This window comes from Neptuniibacter sp. QD48_11 (genome assembly GCF_047778095.1).
GTDB lineage: Bacteria > Pseudomonadota > Gammaproteobacteria > Pseudomonadales > Balneatricaceae > Neptuniibacter.
This window is the reverse complement of record NZ_CP180551.1, coordinates 3043968-3060892: the sequence shown is the minus strand read 5'-3', so window position 1 is coordinate 3060892 and position 16925 is coordinate 3043968. Positions and strand designations below refer to the sequence as shown.

Here is a 16925-nt window from a genome sequence, read left to right as displayed (position 1 = left end):
GAGGGGTAGTTTGGTGGGCTTAAAAGGTTATCTGCTGCTGTGTTGCTCATTTCTGCTGGTTGCATGTGGAGGGAAAACCTATGCGCCAGTGAGCGATAGATCGGCGCCCGTCTCTGCTCAGCCTAAGCCTAATCACTATCAGGTTCGTAAAGGCGATACGTTGTATTCCATCGCATTTAGATATGGTTTAGATTATCGTGAGTTAGCAAAAAGAAACAGTATTTCTGGTAACTACAATATATACCCTGGTCAAAAACTTAGTTTAAAACCTTCACCGAAAAGTACTGTTTCAGCATCCATCGTTCGTGACGCTTCTATTGTCGCACCAAAGCCTGAAATAGTCTCTAGCCGTCAAAAAACGACCACCAAACCTCAGAATACAAGTCCTCAAGTAGCTTCTAAGCCTACTGCGACTCCAAAAGCATCGGCAAAGCAAGCTCAAACTGTAGCAAAAGTTGAGCAACAAAAAGCAGCAGTAAAACCTGCACCTAAAGCCCAGGCTAAGCCTTCAACAGTTGCCTCGGGGCCAATTAAGTGGGGATGGCCTGCGTCCGGTAAGATTGTTTCCACGTTTAAAACAAAAGGTACTGTCAATAAGGGGATAAATATAGCATCCGCTTATGGTTCTAAGGTTAAGGCTGCGGCTAAAGGCCGAGTTGTCTATGCTGGAAGTGGTTTATTAGGTTATGGTAATTTGGTTATTGTTGACCATAATCAGCAGTTTTTAAGTGCTTATGCACATAATAGTCGTGTTTTAGTCAAAGAAAATGATATGGTTGATAAAGGCCAGAAAATTGCGGAGATGGGAAATTCAGGCACGGATCGCGTGATGCTCCACTTTGAGATACGTCGTGATGGTAAGCCAGTAAACCCTCTTCGATATCTGCCGAAACAATAATTATAAGAAAACATAATAATAAAAACTAACTAATAAACGCGTGATAGCACTGATTGGTTAAGGGAACGGGCAATGGAAAATATCGATAATAACTGCAAAACGGATGTGCAGGATATCGCTGTTGAAAGCGAAGAGCTGACAGAAGAAACTCTTGATGAGGATACAGATGGAACGCCTCAGAAAGAACAACCAGAGTTTCTAAATAGTGGTCGTGGGCGCGGTAGTATGGCTCATAAAGACCTTCTTAATGCCAAAAACTTGGATGCAACCCAACTTTACCTAAATGAAATAGGCTTCTCGCCGCTACTGAGTGCGGAAGAAGAGGTGTATTTCTCTCGTCGCGCCCTAAAGGGTGATGAAGCTGCGCGTAAGCGCATGATCGAAAGTAATCTTCGTCTAGTTGTTAAAATTGCACGCAGATATATCAATCGCGGTTTAACTCTGCTTGATCTAATCGAAGAAGGAAATCTAGGCTTAATTCGGGCCGTAGAAAAGTTTGATCCAGAAAGAGGGTTCCGTTTTTCTACTTATGCAACTTGGTGGATAAGACAAACAATCGAACGAGCGATTATGAACCAGACTCGAACGATTCGCTTGCCTATTCATGTTGTTAAAGAGCTGAATGTTTATTTGCGAGCAGCGAGAGAGCTCGCGCAAAAGTTAGATCATGAGCCTTCGCCAGAAGAGATTGCGGAGCTGGTGGATAAGCCGGTTGAAAATGTTGAGCGGATGTTAGGCCTTAACGAACGTGTCAGCTCTGTCGATACGCCAATGGGCAAAGATTCGGATAAGTCTTTGCTTGATACGATCCCTGATGCAGTTTCTTCTGATCCGGCAACGTTACTACAAAATTCAAATATCAGTGGTAACCTGGATAAATGGCTAGATGCTCTGCCTGAAAAACATGCAGAAGTGTTATCTCGTCGATTTGGTCTCAGGGGTTATGAAATGAGCACGTTGGAAGAAGTAGGGCGTGAAATCGGCCTAACACGTGAGCGTGTTCGTCAAATTCAAGTTGAAGCCTTACGTAAACTTCGTGATATTGTTGAAAAGAATGGTTTGAGTGGAGAGGACTTACTGCAACAGTAAGTTGAACTTTACTCTCCGAAAAAAAAACCGCCGATAGGCGGTTTTTTTGTGGGTGAATTTAAACTAGTTCTTTGAGTTTGTAGAGAATATCTAGAGCTTCCCTTGGCGAGAGGTCGTCGGGGGATATTTTCTTTAGCTCTTTCAGGGCCTTTGGTTCCGGCGCTGCGAACATGTCATTTTGAACCGGTGGTGGCGGGGTGCTCAATTGAGCGCTAACGGCGACATCCTGCTCAAGTTGCATTAATTTGGTTTTTGCTTGTTGGATGACAGGTAAAGGTACCCCAGCAAGCTGTGCTACTTGCAGACCATAACTTTGGCTCGCAGGCCCTTCTTGTACTTCATGTAGAAAGACAATGTGATCATTATGTTCTACTGCGGTTAAGTGTACATTGAAGACCGAGGCTGCTTGGTCAGGCAAACTAGTTAATTCAAAATAGTGAGTTGCAAACAGAGTAAAGGCCTTCGTTTCCCTGGAAAGATTGTCTGCGCAGGCCCACGCGAGAGATAAGCCATCAAATGTACTTGTGCCGCGGCCTACTTCATCCATCAATACCAAGCTGCGTTCAGTCGCATTATGCATAATGTTTGCTGTTTCGGTCATTTCAACCATGAAGGTTGAACGCCCGCCCGCTAGGTCATCTGATGACCCCATACGAGTAAAGATACGATCAACAATGCCAATTGTTGCGGCTGAAGCAGGAACATAACTACCAATATGCGCAAGTAGGGTAATTAGCGCTGCTTGACGCATATAAGTAGATTTACCGCCCATATTTGGACCTGTAATAACGAGCATCTTCCGCTCAGTATCTAGGTCTAGATCATTAGCTACAAAGGGTTCAGTCAACACAGTTTCTACTACAGGATGACGGCCGTGCTGTATTTTAATTTGTGGTATATCTGTCAGTGTTGGTGGTACGTAATCTAGCGTTGTTGCACGTTCCGCAAGGTTTGCTAGGACGTCCAGCTCTGCGATAGCGGCAGCTGAATCTTGCAGATCAGCCAGCTCTTCAGCAATCGTTTCAATGAGTTCTTCGTAAAGCGCCTTTTCACGGGTGAGCGCTCTGCTTTTTGCTGATAGAGCCTTGTCTTCGAACTCTTTCAGCTCAGGCGTAATGTAGCGTTCTGCATTTTTAAGTGTTTGGCGGCGAATATATTCGGCCGGCAATTCTGCATTTTGTGCTTTGCCTATCTCAATGAAATATCCATGTACGCGGTTATAACCCACTTTCAAAGTGGCAATGCCAGTACGATCTCGTTCTTTCTGTTCTAGTTCTAGTAAATAAGCGCCGGCATTTTCGCTAATGCCGCGTAATTCATCTAGCTCAGCATCAAAACCATGAGCTATGACACCGCCTTCACGAATGACTACCGGCGGGTTTTCTATCACAGCTTTGGTAAGCAGCTCTGCCAAGTTAGGAAATTCTGAAATCTGCTCAGATAATTCGTTCACTAACGGGGCATTGGCCGCTTCGATCTGTTGCTGAAGTAAAGGTAAGGAATTCAGAGATGTTTTTAATCGTTCCAAATCGCGTGGGCGTGCTGATCTTAGTGCGATACGGGCTAAGATGCGTTCGCTGTCACCGATCAGTTTGAGTGTGCTTTGAACCGTTTCGAAGTGATAGTTGTCAATCAACCACTGAATAGAGGCTTGTCGTGCGCATAAGGTTGCTCTGTCTTGAATCGGACGGTGTAGCCAGCGCCTTAATAAGCGACTTCCCATTGGAGTGCGGCATTTATCAATGACCTTAGCGAGGGTGTTATCAAAACCACCAGATAAATTTTGATCTAGTTCTAGGTTTTTACGTGTCGCAGCGTCCAGAGCTACACAGTCATTATGTTGTTCAATCTGAATACGCCTGATGTGAGGTAGTGAGGTACGCTGAGTTTCTTTTGCATACTGTAATAAGCAACCAGCAGCAGTTGTCGCAACCGCTAGATGATCGCAACCAAATCCACTCAAATCTTTGATTTTAAATTGTTGGCATAACAGATCGTTGGCGGTATCTGCTTCAAAGTGCCAAGGGGATTGCGGGCGTAGGCCTTTTCGTTGGCTTAATACGTCATGTAGCTGACTATCTTCATTGAAGAGTGTTTCAGATGGGCGTAAGCGCTCAAGTTCACTCATAAGCGTGTCTTGATTATCAATTTCCATCAAGCTAAAACGGCCTGAAGCGATATCCACAATAGCCAATCCGTAAGTGTCGCCAGACTGATTAATGGCTACCAGTAAGTTATCTCTATTTTCATCAAGAAGTGCTTCATCACTTACGGTGCCTGGTGTGATGATTCGCGCAACTGCTCGCTCTACAGGTCCTTTACTAGTAGCGGGATCACCTACCTGTTCGCAAATAACCACGGATTCACCTGCGCGAACAATTTTACCAACATAGTTCTCCGCAGCATGGTAAGGGATGCCTGCCATAGGGATAGGCTCACCGCCAGATTTGCCGCGGGCGGTAAGAGATATGTCTAACAGATCCGCCGCTTTTTTTGCATCGTCATAAAACAGCTCATAGAAGTCACCCATCCGATAAAACACCAATTGATCAGGGTGTTGTGCTTTGATGCGTAGGTATTGCTGCATCATTGGGGTGTGAGTAGTTGCTGCTTGTTTGGTCATAGAGATATTAATTACTAAATGATGAAATAAAGAGTTGTTACGCAAACTTAACTTGAGGCATTGTACGGTAAATAAAGCGGCTTAAATAGTTTGAATGGGGTGGATCAGTATGCAATTACCACTGACGGATATCGCTGAAAAATTACAGGCAAAAAAATGTTCTATCGCAACAGCTGAATCATGTACAGGTGGTTGGGTTGCCCAAGAGATAACAGCAATCCCGGGTAGCTCTGCTTGGTTTGATTGTGGCTTTGTTACATACAGTAATGCCTCTAAGCAAAGGCTGCTTGGTGTATCAAAAGATACGTTAGATCAAAATGGAGCAGTGTCAGCCGAGGTGGTAGCTGAAATGGCGGAAGGGGCTCTTAATAATAGTGGGGCGCATATATCTGTGGCGACCAGTGGTATTGCTGGGCCGGCTGGTGGAAGTAAAGAGAAGCCTGTGGGTACTGTATGGTTTGCTTGGGCTGAGCAAGGTAAATCAGTTAGAACAAAAAAATACTGTTTTGAAGGTGATCGTGAATCAGTTCGAAAACAAGCAGTTAGCGTGGCGTTGGAAGGGATTTTACAGAACTTATCTGATTGAGGGTTGCAATCCGGAAAACTTGTGAAATAATACTGTCCATACATACAGTGTTTTGCGCAGTAATAAGATGCGCACAATATGAATTTAGAGAAAGTAGGGTCGAAGATGGACGCAAATCGCAAAAAAGCATTAGACGCAGCGTTAGGTCAAATTGAAAGGCAGTTTGGTAAAGGCGCAGTGATGCGTATGGGGGATCAGCCTCGTGAAGCGATTCCATCTGTTTCTACTGGCTCCCTTGGTCTAGATATCGCGCTTGGCATAGGCGGGTTGCCGTATGGCCGTATCGTTGAAATTTATGGTCCTGAATCATCTGGTAAAACAACCCTGACATTACAGGTTGTAGCGGAAGCTCAGAAGCAGGGTAAAACTTGTGCCTTCGTTGATGCTGAGCATGCACTAGATCCTATTTATGCAGAGAAACTAGGTGTAGATGTAGATAGCCTGCTGGTTTCTCAGCCGGATACAGGTGAGCAGGCGTTAGAAATTACAGATATGCTAGTTCGCTCTAACGCAGTTGATGTAATTATCGTCGACTCTGTAGCTGCTTTGACGCCGAAGGCCGAGATCGAAGGTGATATGGGTGATTCCCATGTTGGTCTTCAGGCTCGTTTGATGTCTCAGGCGCTACGTAAGTTGACGGGTAATGTTAAGAGCTCTAACTGCTTGTTGGTATTCATTAACCAGATTCGTATGAAGATTGGGGTTATGTTTGGTAACCCTGAGACTACAACGGGTGGTAATGCGCTTAAATTCTATTCATCTGTTCGTCTAGACATCCGCCGCACTGGTGCGGTTAAGAAAGGTGATGAGGTCGTTGGTAACGAGACGCGCGTGAAGGTTGTGAAGAACAAAGTTTCACCGCCGTTCCGTCAGGCTGAGTTCCAGATTATGTATGGTGAAGGTATCTACCATATGGGTGAAGTTATCGACCTAGGTGTTAAAGAGGGCTTAGTTGATAAGTCGGGTGCTTGGTATGCCTACAATGGCGATAAGATTGGTCAGGGTAAGGCTAATGCATCTAAATTCTTGGAAGAAAACCCTGAGATTGCGAATGAAATTGAAACAGAACTTCGTAATCGCTTGCTTTCGACGCCTGCACCGAAAGAAGATGACGCTGAAGATAAAACTGAAAGTCTAGATCTAATTTAAGGCGCTAAGTTAGCACAGTAAAACCTCCGTCTATAGATGGAGGTTTTTTTGTTTAAAGAGGGTTGGTTATGGATGAGAGTCCTAATAAAGAAGCATGGAACAAGGCAATTCAGTTACTGTCACGGCGCGAATATTCTTATAAAGAACTAAGCCAGAAGCTTGCCCGTAGTATCGAGGGAGCAGATCTAGATAGCGTATTACAAAGTCTAGAGGAGGGCGGCTACTTATCAGATCAGCGCTTTTGTGAAAGCTTTGTACGTATGAGAGTGGGGCAAGGTCATGGTCTTATAAGAATTCGATTTGATTTAAAACAGAAGGGTATAGCTTCGGAATTACTGACTAGTTGCTTAGAGGATTTAGATATAGATTGGTTTGTCCAAGCTGAGGAGCTTTACCGGCGCAAATATAGAGAGCCTCTAGCGGATAAAGACTTTAAAGAGCGCAGTAAGCGCATGCGATTTATGAGCCAGCGCGGATTTTCCATAGATGAGATTCAGTTTGCGATAGAGCAAGTTGCGAATGATGAGTATTGAAGTTTTATCGTTATATATTTCAAAGGGTTAGGTTTTTATTTGCCGGCAGTTAAGTAGGTTTTTTCTTCGTAATACAGATAATCACTACCTATCTTAATCTGAAATCAAACAGATTATTCTTTGTCTATTTAGCATGAATAGGCCCATTTCTGAAAAAGATTCGAACAATTTTCGCTCACGATATATAATGTCGCGCCCATAATTTGTGGTGATTTTGCGCTGTTGGTAGGCAAGTGAGGCTTGCTGATGGCTTTACCAGAATGGATACGCATACGGTTCATCTAATGAAATATATGACAAGTGCCGAGATTCGTCAGGCTTTTCTAGATTACTTTAACCAGCAAGGACATGAGGTTGTAGCAAGTAGCTCCCTTATCCCTGCTAATGATCCTACCCTGATGTTTACAAATGCGGGGATGGTACAGTTCAAAGATGTGTTCTTGGGCACAGATAAGCGCAATTACACACGAGCAACAAGCTCGCAGCGATGCGTGCGTGCTGGTGGTAAGCACAATGACCTTGAAAACGTAGGTTATACAGCGCGTCACCATACTTTCTTTGAAATGCTTGGAAACTTTAGTTTCGGTGATTATTTCAAGAAAGATGCAATCAACTTTGCTTGGACGTTTCTGACTGAAACGCTAGGCCTTCCAAAAGAGCGCCTGTGGGTGACGGTTCACCATTCTGATGAAGAAGCTGAGCGTATTTGGAAAGAGGAAGTAGGCGTAGATCCAGAACGTTTTTCTAAACTAGATGAAGATAACTTCTGGTCAATGGGTGATACAGGCCCATGTGGTCCATGTACTGAGATCTTCTTTGATCATGGTGCTGACGTGTGGGGTGGTCCTCCAGGTAGCCCTGAAGAAGATGGTGATCGCTACATCGAAATCTGGAACGTTGTATTTATGCAATACAATCGTAGTGCAGATGGTGAAATGACGCCACTTCCAAAGCCATCTGTTGATACAGGCATGGGCTTAGAGCGAATTGCAGCGGTTATGCAGAACGTTCACTCTAACTACGAAATTGATATGTTCCAGAATCTGTTGAAAGCCACTGCTGCGGCTGTTGGTACAACAGATATGGATAATAAATCGCTACGTGTAATTGCAGACCATATCCGTTCTTGTTCCTTCCTAATTGTTGATGGTGTGCTGCCATCAAACGAAGGTGCAGGCTATGTTTTACGTCGTATTATTCGTCGAGCTGTACGCCATGGTAACAAACTAGGCGCTAAAGGTGCTTTCTTTAATCAGCTTGTAGCTGCGTTGGTGGCAGAGATGGGCGAAGCTTATCCTGAACTAGCTGAGAAGCAGGCTCAGGTTGAGCGTGTTCTTCTAAAAGAGGAAGAGCAGTTTGCGAAGACGCTTGATCACGGTATGCGTTTGTTGCAGGAAGCGATTGATAATCTGGACGGCACTGTTATTCCAGGTGAAACAGTATTTAAGCTATATGATACGTACGGTTTTCCACATGACCTAACAGCTGATGTTGCTCGTGAGCATGAGCTAACAATTGACGAAGAAGGCTTTGAGCGTGAGATGGAAGCTCAGAGAGAGCGTGCTCGTGCGGCAGGAAAATTCTCAGTTGATTACAACGATGCTATCAAACTGGATGGTGAAACTAACTTTACCGGTTATGAAAGTCTTGCTGGCGAAGCATCTTCAGTGGTTGCCTTATTTAAAGAAGGTGAATCTGTAGATGAGCTAAAAGCCGGTGAAACAGGTTTGGTGGTTCTTGATGAAACACCTTTCTATGCTGAATCAGGTGGCCAGGTAGGTGATACAGGTGTATTGACTGCTGTTAACGGTTCGTTTGCAGTTAATAACTGTACTAAAGAGGGTAAAAACAACCTGCATCACGGCGCTGTCGAAAATGGTTCTGTGAAAGTAGGCGATAAGGTTGCTCCTCAAGTTGACTCTGAACGCCGCCAGGCGATCGCGCTGAACCACTCTGCTACTCACTTATTGCACGAAGCGCTTCGTGTTGTTCTAGGTGAGCATGTACAACAGAAAGGTTCATTGAATGATGATCAGCGTCTGCGTTTTGACTTCTCTCATTTTGAAGCGGTAAGTGCTGAGCAGATCGCTGAAGTTGAGAAGATGGTTAACGATCAGATCCGTCTGAATACAGAAGTCGTAACTGAAATCATGGAAATAGAAGCTGCCAAAGAGAAAGGTGCAGCGGCACTATTCGGTGAGAAATACGACGATGTAGTACGAGTGCTTTCGATGGGTGATGATTTCTCTATCGAGCTTTGTGGTGGTACTCACGCTAAGCGTACAGGCGATATTGGCCTTCTTAAAATTACTTCTGAAGGTGGTGTGGCTGCCGGTATCCGACGTGTTGAAGCGGTAACTGGCCGTGTAGCGCTGGATTATTTTGCTGACCAAAAAGCGCAATTTGAACAGAAGCTTCAAGATCAGCAAGCGAAAAATCGTCAGCTTGAAAAAGAGCTTGAGCAGATGAAAGCTAAGCTAGCTGCTGCTAAGGGTGCTGATTTGATCAGTAATGCAGTGGAGGTTTCTGGCGTTAAGGTGTTGGCAGCTCAGCTTGAGGGTGTAGAGCCTAAAGCCCTGCGAGACACAATTGATCAGTTGAAAAATAAGCTAGGTAGCGGTGTTGTTGTCCTGGCAACTGTGGCTGATGACAAAATTGCTTTGGCTGCAGGTGTGACTAAAGATCTGACTGGTCAGGTTCGCGCTGGTGATTTGATTAAAGAGCTTACAGCTAAGCTAGGTGGGAAAGGCGGTGGCCGTCCTGACTTCGCTCAGGGGGGTGGTACAGATCAAGCTGCTCTACCTGCTACACTGGAGTCTGTTACGGCTCTAGTCGAGGCTGCTCTATAACGGTTTAGGTGCATGCATGGCGCTTTTTGTTCAAAAATATGGTGGAACTTCTGTTGGGACTGTTGAACGTATAGAAGCAGTCGCAGATAAGGTTCAGGGTTTTAAGCAGCAAGGGCATGATGTCGTTGTTGCTGTATCTGCTATGAGTGGTGAGACGAATCGTCTTATCGCCTTAGCTAAAGATATACAGTCAAAACCTAATGCTCGTGAAATGGACGTATTGGTCTCCACTGGAGAGCAAGTAACCATTGCTTTGCTTTGTATGGCATTGGAAAAGCGCGGCGTGCCTGCTCGTTCTTATACGGGCAGTCAGGTCAAAATTCTTACGGATAACTCGCATACCAAGGCTAGGATCCAAGATATAGAGGTCTCCTCTATAAAATCTGATCTTGAGGCTGGGAGAGTCGTGGTTGTGGCGGGGTTTCAGGGTGTTGACCCTGATGGCAATATTACCACGCTAGGTCGTGGCGGCTCTGACACAACAGGTGTTGCGCTAGCTGCTGCACTGAAGGCTGATGAGTGTCAAATCTATACAGATGTAGATGGTGTATATACTACTGACCCGCGCGTAGTATCGAGTGCTAAGCGTCTAGAGCAAATTACATTTGAAGAAATGCTCGAGATGGCAAGCCTTGGGTCTAAAGTATTGCAGATCCGTGCCGTTGAATTTGCAGGAAAATATAAAGTGCCGTTGCGGGTTCTTTCTAGCTTTGAGGAAGGGCCGGGGACTCTAATTACCGTTGAGGGTGATTCAACCGTGGAAAAACCAGTTATTTCAGGTATCGCGTTTAACCGCGATGAAGCTAAGTTGACCGTAATGGGTGTGCCTGATGTTCCTGGGGTTGCATCACGGATTTTAGGTCCGATCAGTCAGGCAAACATAGAAGTTGATGTTATCGTGCAGAATGTTGCTGCTGATAATACAACGGACTTTACCTTCACTGTTCACAGAAATGATTATGATGCGGCAGAAGCGGTCCTTGAAAAGGTGTCTGCTGAGCTGGGTGCACGTGAAGTAGTTGGTGATAATCAGATTGCTAAAGTATCTATTGTGGGTGTGGGTATGCGATCCCATGCTGGCGTAGCGAGTAAAATGTTTGATGCTTTGGCGGAAGAGAATATTAATATTCAAATGATTTCTACATCTGAGATTAAGGTCTCAGTTGTTATAGCTGAAAAGTATTTGGAGCTGGCAGTGCGCTCTCTGCACACTGCTTTTGATATGGATGTTGATGATTCGGTTAGTGAGTAATCGTTCATAATGGTTATTAGAAAAAGCTGGTCTATAGTTAGGTTAGCTGTTGTTGTATAGGCAGCGTTCTGGCAGGGATTTGGATGAATGCCAGTATGTGTTCTACCGTTGAGGTGGATTGGCCTGGGAAGTACTAAGGAGATTCTACACATGTTAATTCTTACTCGCCGTGTTGGCGAAACTCTTATGGTTGGTGACGATGTCACTGTCACTGTGCTTGGTGTTAAAGGTAATCAGGTGCGTATTGGTGTTAATGCACCTAAAGATGTATCCGTGCATCGAGAAGAAATCTATCAGCGTATTCAGCGTGAAAAGGCCGAAGAAGGAAATAAAGCGTAATTTTTTTCAAACTTTGCTTTTCTTTTGATAATCACTTGGTTATAGTACGCGCCGTTGTTTAGGTGAGCTGGCCGAGTGGCTGAAGGCGCGCCCCTGCTAAGGGCGTATAGGTTTACCCCTATCGAGGGTTCGAATCCCTCGCTCACCGCCATTTTGATGTGCGCCCGTAGCTCAGCTGGATAGAGTACCTGGCTACGAACCAGGCGGTCAGAGGTTCGAATCCTCTCGGGCGCGCCACTCAAAAAACAACGGTTTATTTTCTTGGATGCGCCCGTAGCTCAGCTGGATAGAGTACCTGGCTACGAACCAGGCGGTCAGAGGTTCGAATCCTCTCGGGCGCGCCACTCCAAAGAAAATTTCAGATATGCGCCCGTAGCTCAGCTGGATAGAGTACCTGGCTACGAACCAGGCGGTCAGAGGTTCGAATCCTCTCGGGCGCGCCATCTGTAACTCTACCTTCCTACACTTTATAATATCCGTCCTAATTATTTTTTGAGCTCGTTGCTATGAAGTTCTCTATTCGTTTGTTTCCAGAAATTACCATTAAAAGTCGCCCTGTACGTAAGCGTCTAATTCAGCGTTTGCAGAGCAATTTGCAGAATATGACTCGCCGTATTGATGAGCAGATCAAAGTAAAAGGTCAGTGGGACAAGTTGGATGTAGAGTGCGCTGGTGCAAGTGCGGAGATCATCGAACAGGTGGTAGATCTATTAGGTCGTACGCCAGGGATTCATAGTTTCATCGAAGTGACTGAGTACCCGCTTGGCGATTTTCATGATGTTTATGAGAAAGCGCATGCGATCTATGCAGAGCAATTGAAAGGCAAAACCTTTAAAGTGCGTGTTAAGCGCTCTGGTAAGCATGACTTCCGTTCTATTGATGTTGAGCGTTATGTTGGTGGTGGTTTAAATCAGCACGCTGATACCGCAGGCGTGAATGTGCATAAGCCTGATGTTTATGTTGATCTAGAGATCCGTAATGAGAGTCTCTATGTGGTAACTAATACCTATAAAGGTTTAGGTGGTTTTCCGCTAGGTACGCAAGATTCTACGCTTTCGCTTATTTCTGGTGGATTCGACTCCATTGTCGCAAGTTACATGTCAATGCGCCGTGGCTGTAAAACTCATTTTGTTTTCTTTAACCTGGGTGGTCATGCACACGAAATTGGTGTGAAGCAGGTTTCTCTGTATTTATGGCAGAAATATGGCTCTTCTGCGCGAGTGAAGTTTATAACGATCCCTTTTGATGAAGTGATTGGTGAAATTTTACAATCAGTACATCACTCCTATATGGGCGTCGTATTGAAGCGCATGATGATGCGCGCCGGTGAGCAGATCGCCGATAAAATGAAGATTGACGCCTTGGTAACGGGTGAAAGTATTGCTCAGGTATCAAGTCAAACCTTACCTAATCTGTCCATTATTGATGCTGCAACTGAAAAGCTGGTTGTGCGACCACTGGTGACAATGGATAAGCAAGATATCATCGATATCACGCGTGAAATTGGCGCATATGATTTCGCTAAAAATATGCCTGAGTATTGTGGTGTGATCTCTGATCGTCCAACGACCTGTGCTAAGAAAGATCGTGTGGAGGAGGAAGAGTCTGATTTTGACTTTGATGTGCTTGAGCGTGCTTTAGAGCGTCGTCAGGTTATTAGCATTGATGAGATTGAAGAAGATGTAAATATTCATGCTGAGGTTGAGGCATTAACTAAAGTTGCTGATAATCAGGTTGTTGTTGATATTCGAGCGCCGCATGAACAAGAGAAAAAGCCGCTGAATATTCCTGGCTGTGAAATCCAATTAATTCCGTTCTTTGCTTTAGGTGCGGCTGCTGATGAATTTGAAGAAGGTAAGGAATACCTTCTTTATTGTGAGAAGGGTGTTATGAGCCAAATGCATGCGCATCAAATGCAGGAGCGTGGCTTTAGTAATGTAAAAGTTTATCGCCCTGGAAAGAGTGAATAACACCATATTTCACTGAATATGGATCAAAGGTTGTAAGCAAATTTTGATCCATATCCTCCCTTTGACCGAAAAATCCCCTCTAATTATTGCCTGAACTAGACTTTTCGGGTTTAATTATGGTCCATTTGCAACCAGTACATCCGTCAGTGAAAGCCTAATAATTAGGTGGCCAAAAGCCATATCTGACGTATGGGTTTCGATAAGTACAGGAGCATCCATTAAAATGGAAAATCTGCTATCAGAAGGCCTTGAATTAATGGTCTTTGGTATGGGCTTCGTTGTTGTCTTTCTTACTTTGTTGGTATTCGCTACTTCAGGAATGTCCAAAGTGGTAGGCAAGTTTTTTCCTGAAGCACCAGCGCAGCCAAAAGCAAAAAAGACTGCACCAGCGTCAGCTGGAAATAACAATGATGAGTTAATTGCTGTCATGACAGCTGCGGTTCACAAACACCGTTCGTAAATAAGAACGGCTCAATAACGAATAAATCTGCATTAATCGACAGAAGGCCATTACCCATGACCGACGCAAAGAAACCACTTGGCATTACCGACGTAGTTCTGCGTGACGCACACCAGTCGCTATTCGCTACGCGTATGCGAGTTGAAGACATGCTGCCGATCGCGGAAAAGCTAGATAAAGTAGGCTTTTGGTCCCTAGAAAGCTGGGGCGGCGCAACATTTGACTCATGTATTCGCTTTATCGGAGAAGATCCGTGGGAGCGTATCCGCTTGCTTAAAAAAGCAATGCCAAACACAAAACATCAGATGCTCCTGCGTGGACAAAACCTACTAGGTTACCGTCACTACGCTGATGATGTTGTAAACAAATTCTGTGAGCGTGCTGCTGTAAACGGCGTAGACGTATTCCGTATCTTCGATGCGATGAACGATCCGCGTAACCTTGAAACTGCAATCAAAGCAGTTAAGGCAACAGGCAAACACGCTCAAGGCACTATCTCTTACACTAAGAGTCCAGTTCACACGATCGATAACTGGGTTGCATATGCAAAAACTCTTGAAGATATGGGCGCTGATTCCATCAACATCAAGGATATGTCCGGTATCCTGACGCCATACGATGCATTTGACCTAGTTTCTCGTCTAAAAGCTCAGACTGATCTAGAAGTTCAATTGCACGCTCACGCGACTTCTGGTCTGTCTGATATGACAATCCTTAAGTCTGTTGAGGCAGGTATCGACCGTGTTGATACTGCTATCTCTTCTATGTCTATGACATACGGCCATACGTCTACTGAATCTGTAGTGGCTGCATTGGCAGGTACTGATCGTGACACAGGTCTAGATATCAATCTTCTAGAAGAGATTGCTGGCTACTTCCGTGAAGTACGTAAGAAGTACGCTAAATTTGAAGGTTCTCTACGTGGTACAGACTCTCGTATCCTAGTTGCTCAGGTACCTGGTGGCATGTTGACTAACATGGAAAACCAGCTAAAAGAGCAGGGTGCTGCAGATAAGTTCGATGAAGTACTAGCTGAGATCCCACGTGTACGTGAAGACCTAGGTCTGATCCCACTAGTAACGCCAACGTCTCAAATCGTTGGTACTCAGGCTGTGATCAACGTCCTAATGGGCGAACGTTACAAAACTATCTCTAAAGAAGTTCAGGGTATTCTTAAAGGTGAGTACGGTGCAGCTCCTGCTCCTTACAATGCTGACCTTCAAGCTCGTGTATTGGATGGTGGTGAAGCAATCACTTGTCGTCCTGCTGATCTGCTTGAACCAGAAATGGACAAGTTGGTAGGCGAGCTGAAAGACCTTGCTGCTGAGAAAGGTATTGAGCTAACAGAAGGTGAGAACGAAATTGATGACGTTCTAACTTACGCTCTATTCCCTCAGGTTGGCTTGAAATTCCTTGAAAACCGTAACAATCCTGATGCATTTGAACCTGCACCTACATTAGAGGACGCACTAGCAATGGCTGCACCTAAAAACACTGGTCCACAGACTTACACTATCTCTGTTAACGGCCAAAACTACGTTGTACAAGTAACTGAAGGCGGTGATATTTCTGCTGTAGCTCCGGCTGCTGCTGCGGCTCCAGCTGCTGCTCCTGCAGGCGCTGGTGAAGACGTTCCAGCTCCATTGGCTGGTAACATCTGGAAAGTACAGGTTGCTCCAGGTCAGGCTGTTCAAGAAGGTGATGTTCTAGTAATTCTTGAAGCGATGAAGATGGAAACAGAAGTACGTGCTGCACGTGCTGGTACTGTTTCTACTGTAGAAGTTAATGAAGGTGACGCTGTACAGGTTGGCGACACTCTATTGACTCTAGCGTAAGGTACTGTTTGATGGATAAGCTAATCGACCTGTTTCTTGCCTCTGGTGCTTACAACATCAGTGGTGGTCAGATCGTAATGATTTTAGTTGGCCTTTTGCTTCTGTTCTTGGCCATCAAAAAGAATTTCGAACCGCTACTACTTGTGCCAATCGGTTTCGGTGGCATCATGGCGAACATTCCAGAAGCTGGCTTAGCATACACAGCTGTAGAAAATGCTGTGCACTTTGCTGTTCCTGAAGTGATGAATGGTTTGGCTTCTGCGCTAAGTATCACTAGCACTGATCCAAAAGAAATTCTGTATGCCTACCATAACACTGCTTCAGCTGCTCAGATTCAAGATGCAATCAACGTAGCTAAAGATGGTGGTTATGCGAATGGCATGCTATACAACTTCTATAGCGTAGCAATTGGCTCTACAGCAGCTCCGTTGTTGATCTTCATGGGTGTTGGTGCAATGACAGACTTTGGTCCGTTGTTGGCTAACCCACGTACCCTGTTCTTGGGTGCGGCTGCTCAGTTCGGCATTTTCGCAACTGTACTGGGTGCGGTTGCAATGTCTTCTATGGGCATCATGGACTTCAACATCCAAGAAGCAGCAGCAATCGGTATCATCGGTGGTGCTGATGGCCCAACTGCGATCTACGTAACTAGTTTGCTAGCTCCACACCTATTGGGTGCAATTGCGGTAGCTGCATACTCTTACATGGCGCTAGTACCTCTGATTCAGCCACCAATTATGCGTGCGTTGACTACAGAAGCTGAGCGTAAGATCCAGATGAGCCAGTTACGTCACGTAACTAAGCTTGAGAAGATTCTGTTCCCAATCGTACTGTTGATCCTAGTAGCACTATTGCTTCCAGATGCAGCACCTCTATTGGGTATGTTCTGTTTCGGTAACTTGATGCGTGAGTGTGGTGTAGTAGATCGTCTAAGCGATACTGCTCAGAATGCTCTGATAAACATCGTTACAATCTTCTTGGGTCTATCTGTAGGTTCTAAACTTTCTGCTGATAAGTTCTTGGATCTTGAAACGCTAGGCATCATGGCGCTAGGTATCGTTGCATTCTGTATCGGTACAGCTGCTGGTGTGATCATGGCTAAGATTATGAACAAGATGATGGGTGGCAATGCGATCAACCCACTAATCGGTTCGGCAGGTGTATCTGCGGTACCTATGGCTGCACGTGTATCTAACAAGATCGGTCTTGAGTACAACTCTCAAAACTTCCTGTTGATGCATGCGATGGGTCCAAACGTTGCTGGTGTAATCGGTTCTGCGATTGCAGCGGGCGTAATGATCAAATTCGTAAGCTAATTATTAGCTTGTAGAACTAAAAAAGG

13 protein-coding genes and 4 tRNA genes are annotated in these 16925 nt (G+C 45.0%); 16 read left to right on the top strand and 1 reads right to left on the bottom strand.

Going from position 1 to position 16925, the window contains the following annotated elements; translation table 11 throughout:
- The first annotated feature begins 13 nt into the window (after positions 1-13).
- Complete coding sequence (locus ACMXYU_RS14300; protein ID WP_415899202.1) at positions 14-898, top strand: peptidoglycan DD-metalloendopeptidase family protein; 885 nt, start codon at positions 14-16, stop codon at positions 896-898.
- A 72-nt stretch (positions 899-970) separates the two neighbouring features.
- Positions 971-1987 carry an RNA polymerase sigma factor RpoS gene (gene rpoS / locus ACMXYU_RS14295; protein ID WP_415899201.1) on the top strand — a complete coding sequence of 339 codons (1017 nt, stop codon included), beginning with the start codon at positions 971-973 and terminating at the stop codon, positions 1985-1987.
- A gap of 58 nt (positions 1988-2045) precedes the next feature.
- On the opposite strand, the gene mutS is transcribed toward rpoS, so the two are convergent.
- Positions 2046-4610 carry a DNA mismatch repair protein MutS gene (gene mutS, locus ACMXYU_RS14290; RefSeq protein ID WP_415899200.1) on the bottom strand — a complete coding sequence of 855 codons (2565 nt, stop codon included), beginning with the start codon at positions 4608-4610 and terminating at the stop codon, positions 2046-2048.
- A gap of 109 nt (positions 4611-4719) precedes the next feature.
- On the opposite strand from mutS, the gene pncC reads away from it, so the two are divergent.
- From pncC to ACMXYU_RS14220, 14 genes are all read left to right on the top strand, one after another.
- Positions 4720-5196 carry a nicotinamide-nucleotide amidase gene (gene pncC, locus ACMXYU_RS14285; protein ID WP_415899199.1) on the top strand — a complete coding sequence of 159 codons (477 nt, stop codon included), beginning with the start codon at positions 4720-4722 and terminating at the stop codon, positions 5194-5196.
- A gap of 105 nt (positions 5197-5301) precedes the next feature.
- Positions 5302-6345, top strand: coding sequence for a recombinase RecA (gene recA, locus ACMXYU_RS14280; RefSeq protein ID WP_415882421.1), 1044 nt, complete (start codon positions 5302-5304; stop codon positions 6343-6345).
- Positions 6346-6413: 68 nt separating this feature from the next.
- Positions 6414-6878: a regulatory protein RecX gene (locus tag ACMXYU_RS14275; RefSeq protein ID WP_415899198.1), complete on the top strand. Its 465-nt coding sequence runs from the start codon at positions 6414-6416 to the stop codon at positions 6876-6878.
- A gap of 293 nt (positions 6879-7171) precedes the next feature.
- Entirely contained in the window at positions 7172-9727 is a 2556-nt protein-coding gene (gene alaS, locus ACMXYU_RS14270) for an alanine--tRNA ligase (RefSeq protein ID WP_415901130.1), read from the top strand.
- A 16-nt stretch (positions 9728-9743) separates the two neighbouring features.
- Positions 9744-10979, top strand: a complete 1236-nt coding sequence (locus ACMXYU_RS14265) for an aspartate kinase (RefSeq protein WP_415899197.1) — start codon at positions 9744-9746, stop codon at positions 10977-10979.
- A gap of 150 nt (positions 10980-11129) precedes the next feature.
- A complete protein-coding gene (gene csrA, locus ACMXYU_RS14260; RefSeq protein WP_415882418.1) occupies positions 11130-11318 on the top strand; it encodes a carbon storage regulator CsrA in 189 nt (62 codons plus the stop codon).
- Positions 11319-11379: 61 nt separating this feature from the next.
- Positions 11380-11469: transfer RNA gene (locus ACMXYU_RS14255), tRNA-Ser, on the top strand.
- A gap of 9 nt (positions 11470-11478) precedes the next feature.
- Positions 11479-11555: transfer RNA gene (locus ACMXYU_RS14250), tRNA-Arg, on the top strand.
- Positions 11556-11585: 30 nt separating this feature from the next.
- Positions 11586-11662 (top strand) — tRNA-Arg (locus ACMXYU_RS14245).
- Between the two features lie 22 nt (positions 11663-11684).
- A tRNA-Arg gene (locus ACMXYU_RS14240) sits at positions 11685-11761 on the top strand.
- A 63-nt stretch (positions 11762-11824) separates the two neighbouring features.
- On the top strand, positions 11825-13288 hold the full coding sequence (gene thiI, locus ACMXYU_RS14235; RefSeq protein ID WP_415899196.1) for a tRNA uracil 4-sulfurtransferase ThiI: 1464 nt from the start codon (positions 11825-11827) through the stop codon (positions 13286-13288).
- A 223-nt stretch (positions 13289-13511) separates the two neighbouring features.
- Positions 13512-13748 carry an OadG family protein gene (locus ACMXYU_RS14230; protein WP_415899195.1) on the top strand — a complete coding sequence of 79 codons (237 nt, stop codon included), beginning with the start codon at positions 13512-13514 and terminating at the stop codon, positions 13746-13748.
- Between the two features lie 56 nt (positions 13749-13804).
- Positions 13805-15583: a sodium-extruding oxaloacetate decarboxylase subunit alpha gene (gene oadA, locus ACMXYU_RS14225; protein WP_415882414.1), complete on the top strand. Its 1779-nt coding sequence runs from the start codon at positions 13805-13807 to the stop codon at positions 15581-15583.
- An 11-nt stretch (positions 15584-15594) separates the two neighbouring features.
- The gene (locus tag ACMXYU_RS14220; protein WP_415885800.1) at positions 15595-16899 is read left to right on the top strand and encodes a sodium ion-translocating decarboxylase subunit beta; all 1305 of its coding nucleotides are present in this window, start codon (positions 15595-15597) and stop codon (positions 16897-16899) included.
- Positions 16900-16925: the final 26 nt, after the last annotated feature.

Coding starts and splice junctions, on each gene's coding strand:
- rpoS (WP_415899201.1), top strand. CDS start 971: ATGGAAAATATCGATAATAACTGCAAAACGGATGTGCAGGATATCGCT.
- mutS (WP_415899200.1), bottom strand. CDS start 4,610: ATGACCAAACAAGCAGCAACTACTCACACCCCAATGATGCAGCAATAC.
- pncC (WP_415899199.1), top strand. CDS start 4,720: ATGCAATTACCACTGACGGATATCGCTGAAAAATTACAGGCAAAAAAA.
- recA (WP_415882421.1), top strand. CDS start 5,302: ATGGACGCAAATCGCAAAAAAGCATTAGACGCAGCGTTAGGTCAAATT.
- ACMXYU_RS14275 (WP_415899198.1), top strand. CDS start 6,414: ATGGATGAGAGTCCTAATAAAGAAGCATGGAACAAGGCAATTCAGTTA.
- alaS (WP_415901130.1), top strand. CDS start 7,172: ATGACAAGTGCCGAGATTCGTCAGGCTTTTCTAGATTACTTTAACCAG.
- ACMXYU_RS14265 (WP_415899197.1), top strand. CDS start 9,744: ATGGCGCTTTTTGTTCAAAAATATGGTGGAACTTCTGTTGGGACTGTT.
- csrA (WP_415882418.1), top strand. CDS start 11,130: ATGTTAATTCTTACTCGCCGTGTTGGCGAAACTCTTATGGTTGGTGAC.
- thiI (WP_415899196.1), top strand. CDS start 11,825: ATGAAGTTCTCTATTCGTTTGTTTCCAGAAATTACCATTAAAAGTCGC.
- ACMXYU_RS14230 (WP_415899195.1), top strand. CDS start 13,512: ATGGAAAATCTGCTATCAGAAGGCCTTGAATTAATGGTCTTTGGTATG.
- oadA (WP_415882414.1), top strand. CDS start 13,805: ATGACCGACGCAAAGAAACCACTTGGCATTACCGACGTAGTTCTGCGT.
- ACMXYU_RS14220 (WP_415885800.1), top strand. CDS start 15,595: ATGGATAAGCTAATCGACCTGTTTCTTGCCTCTGGTGCTTACAACATC.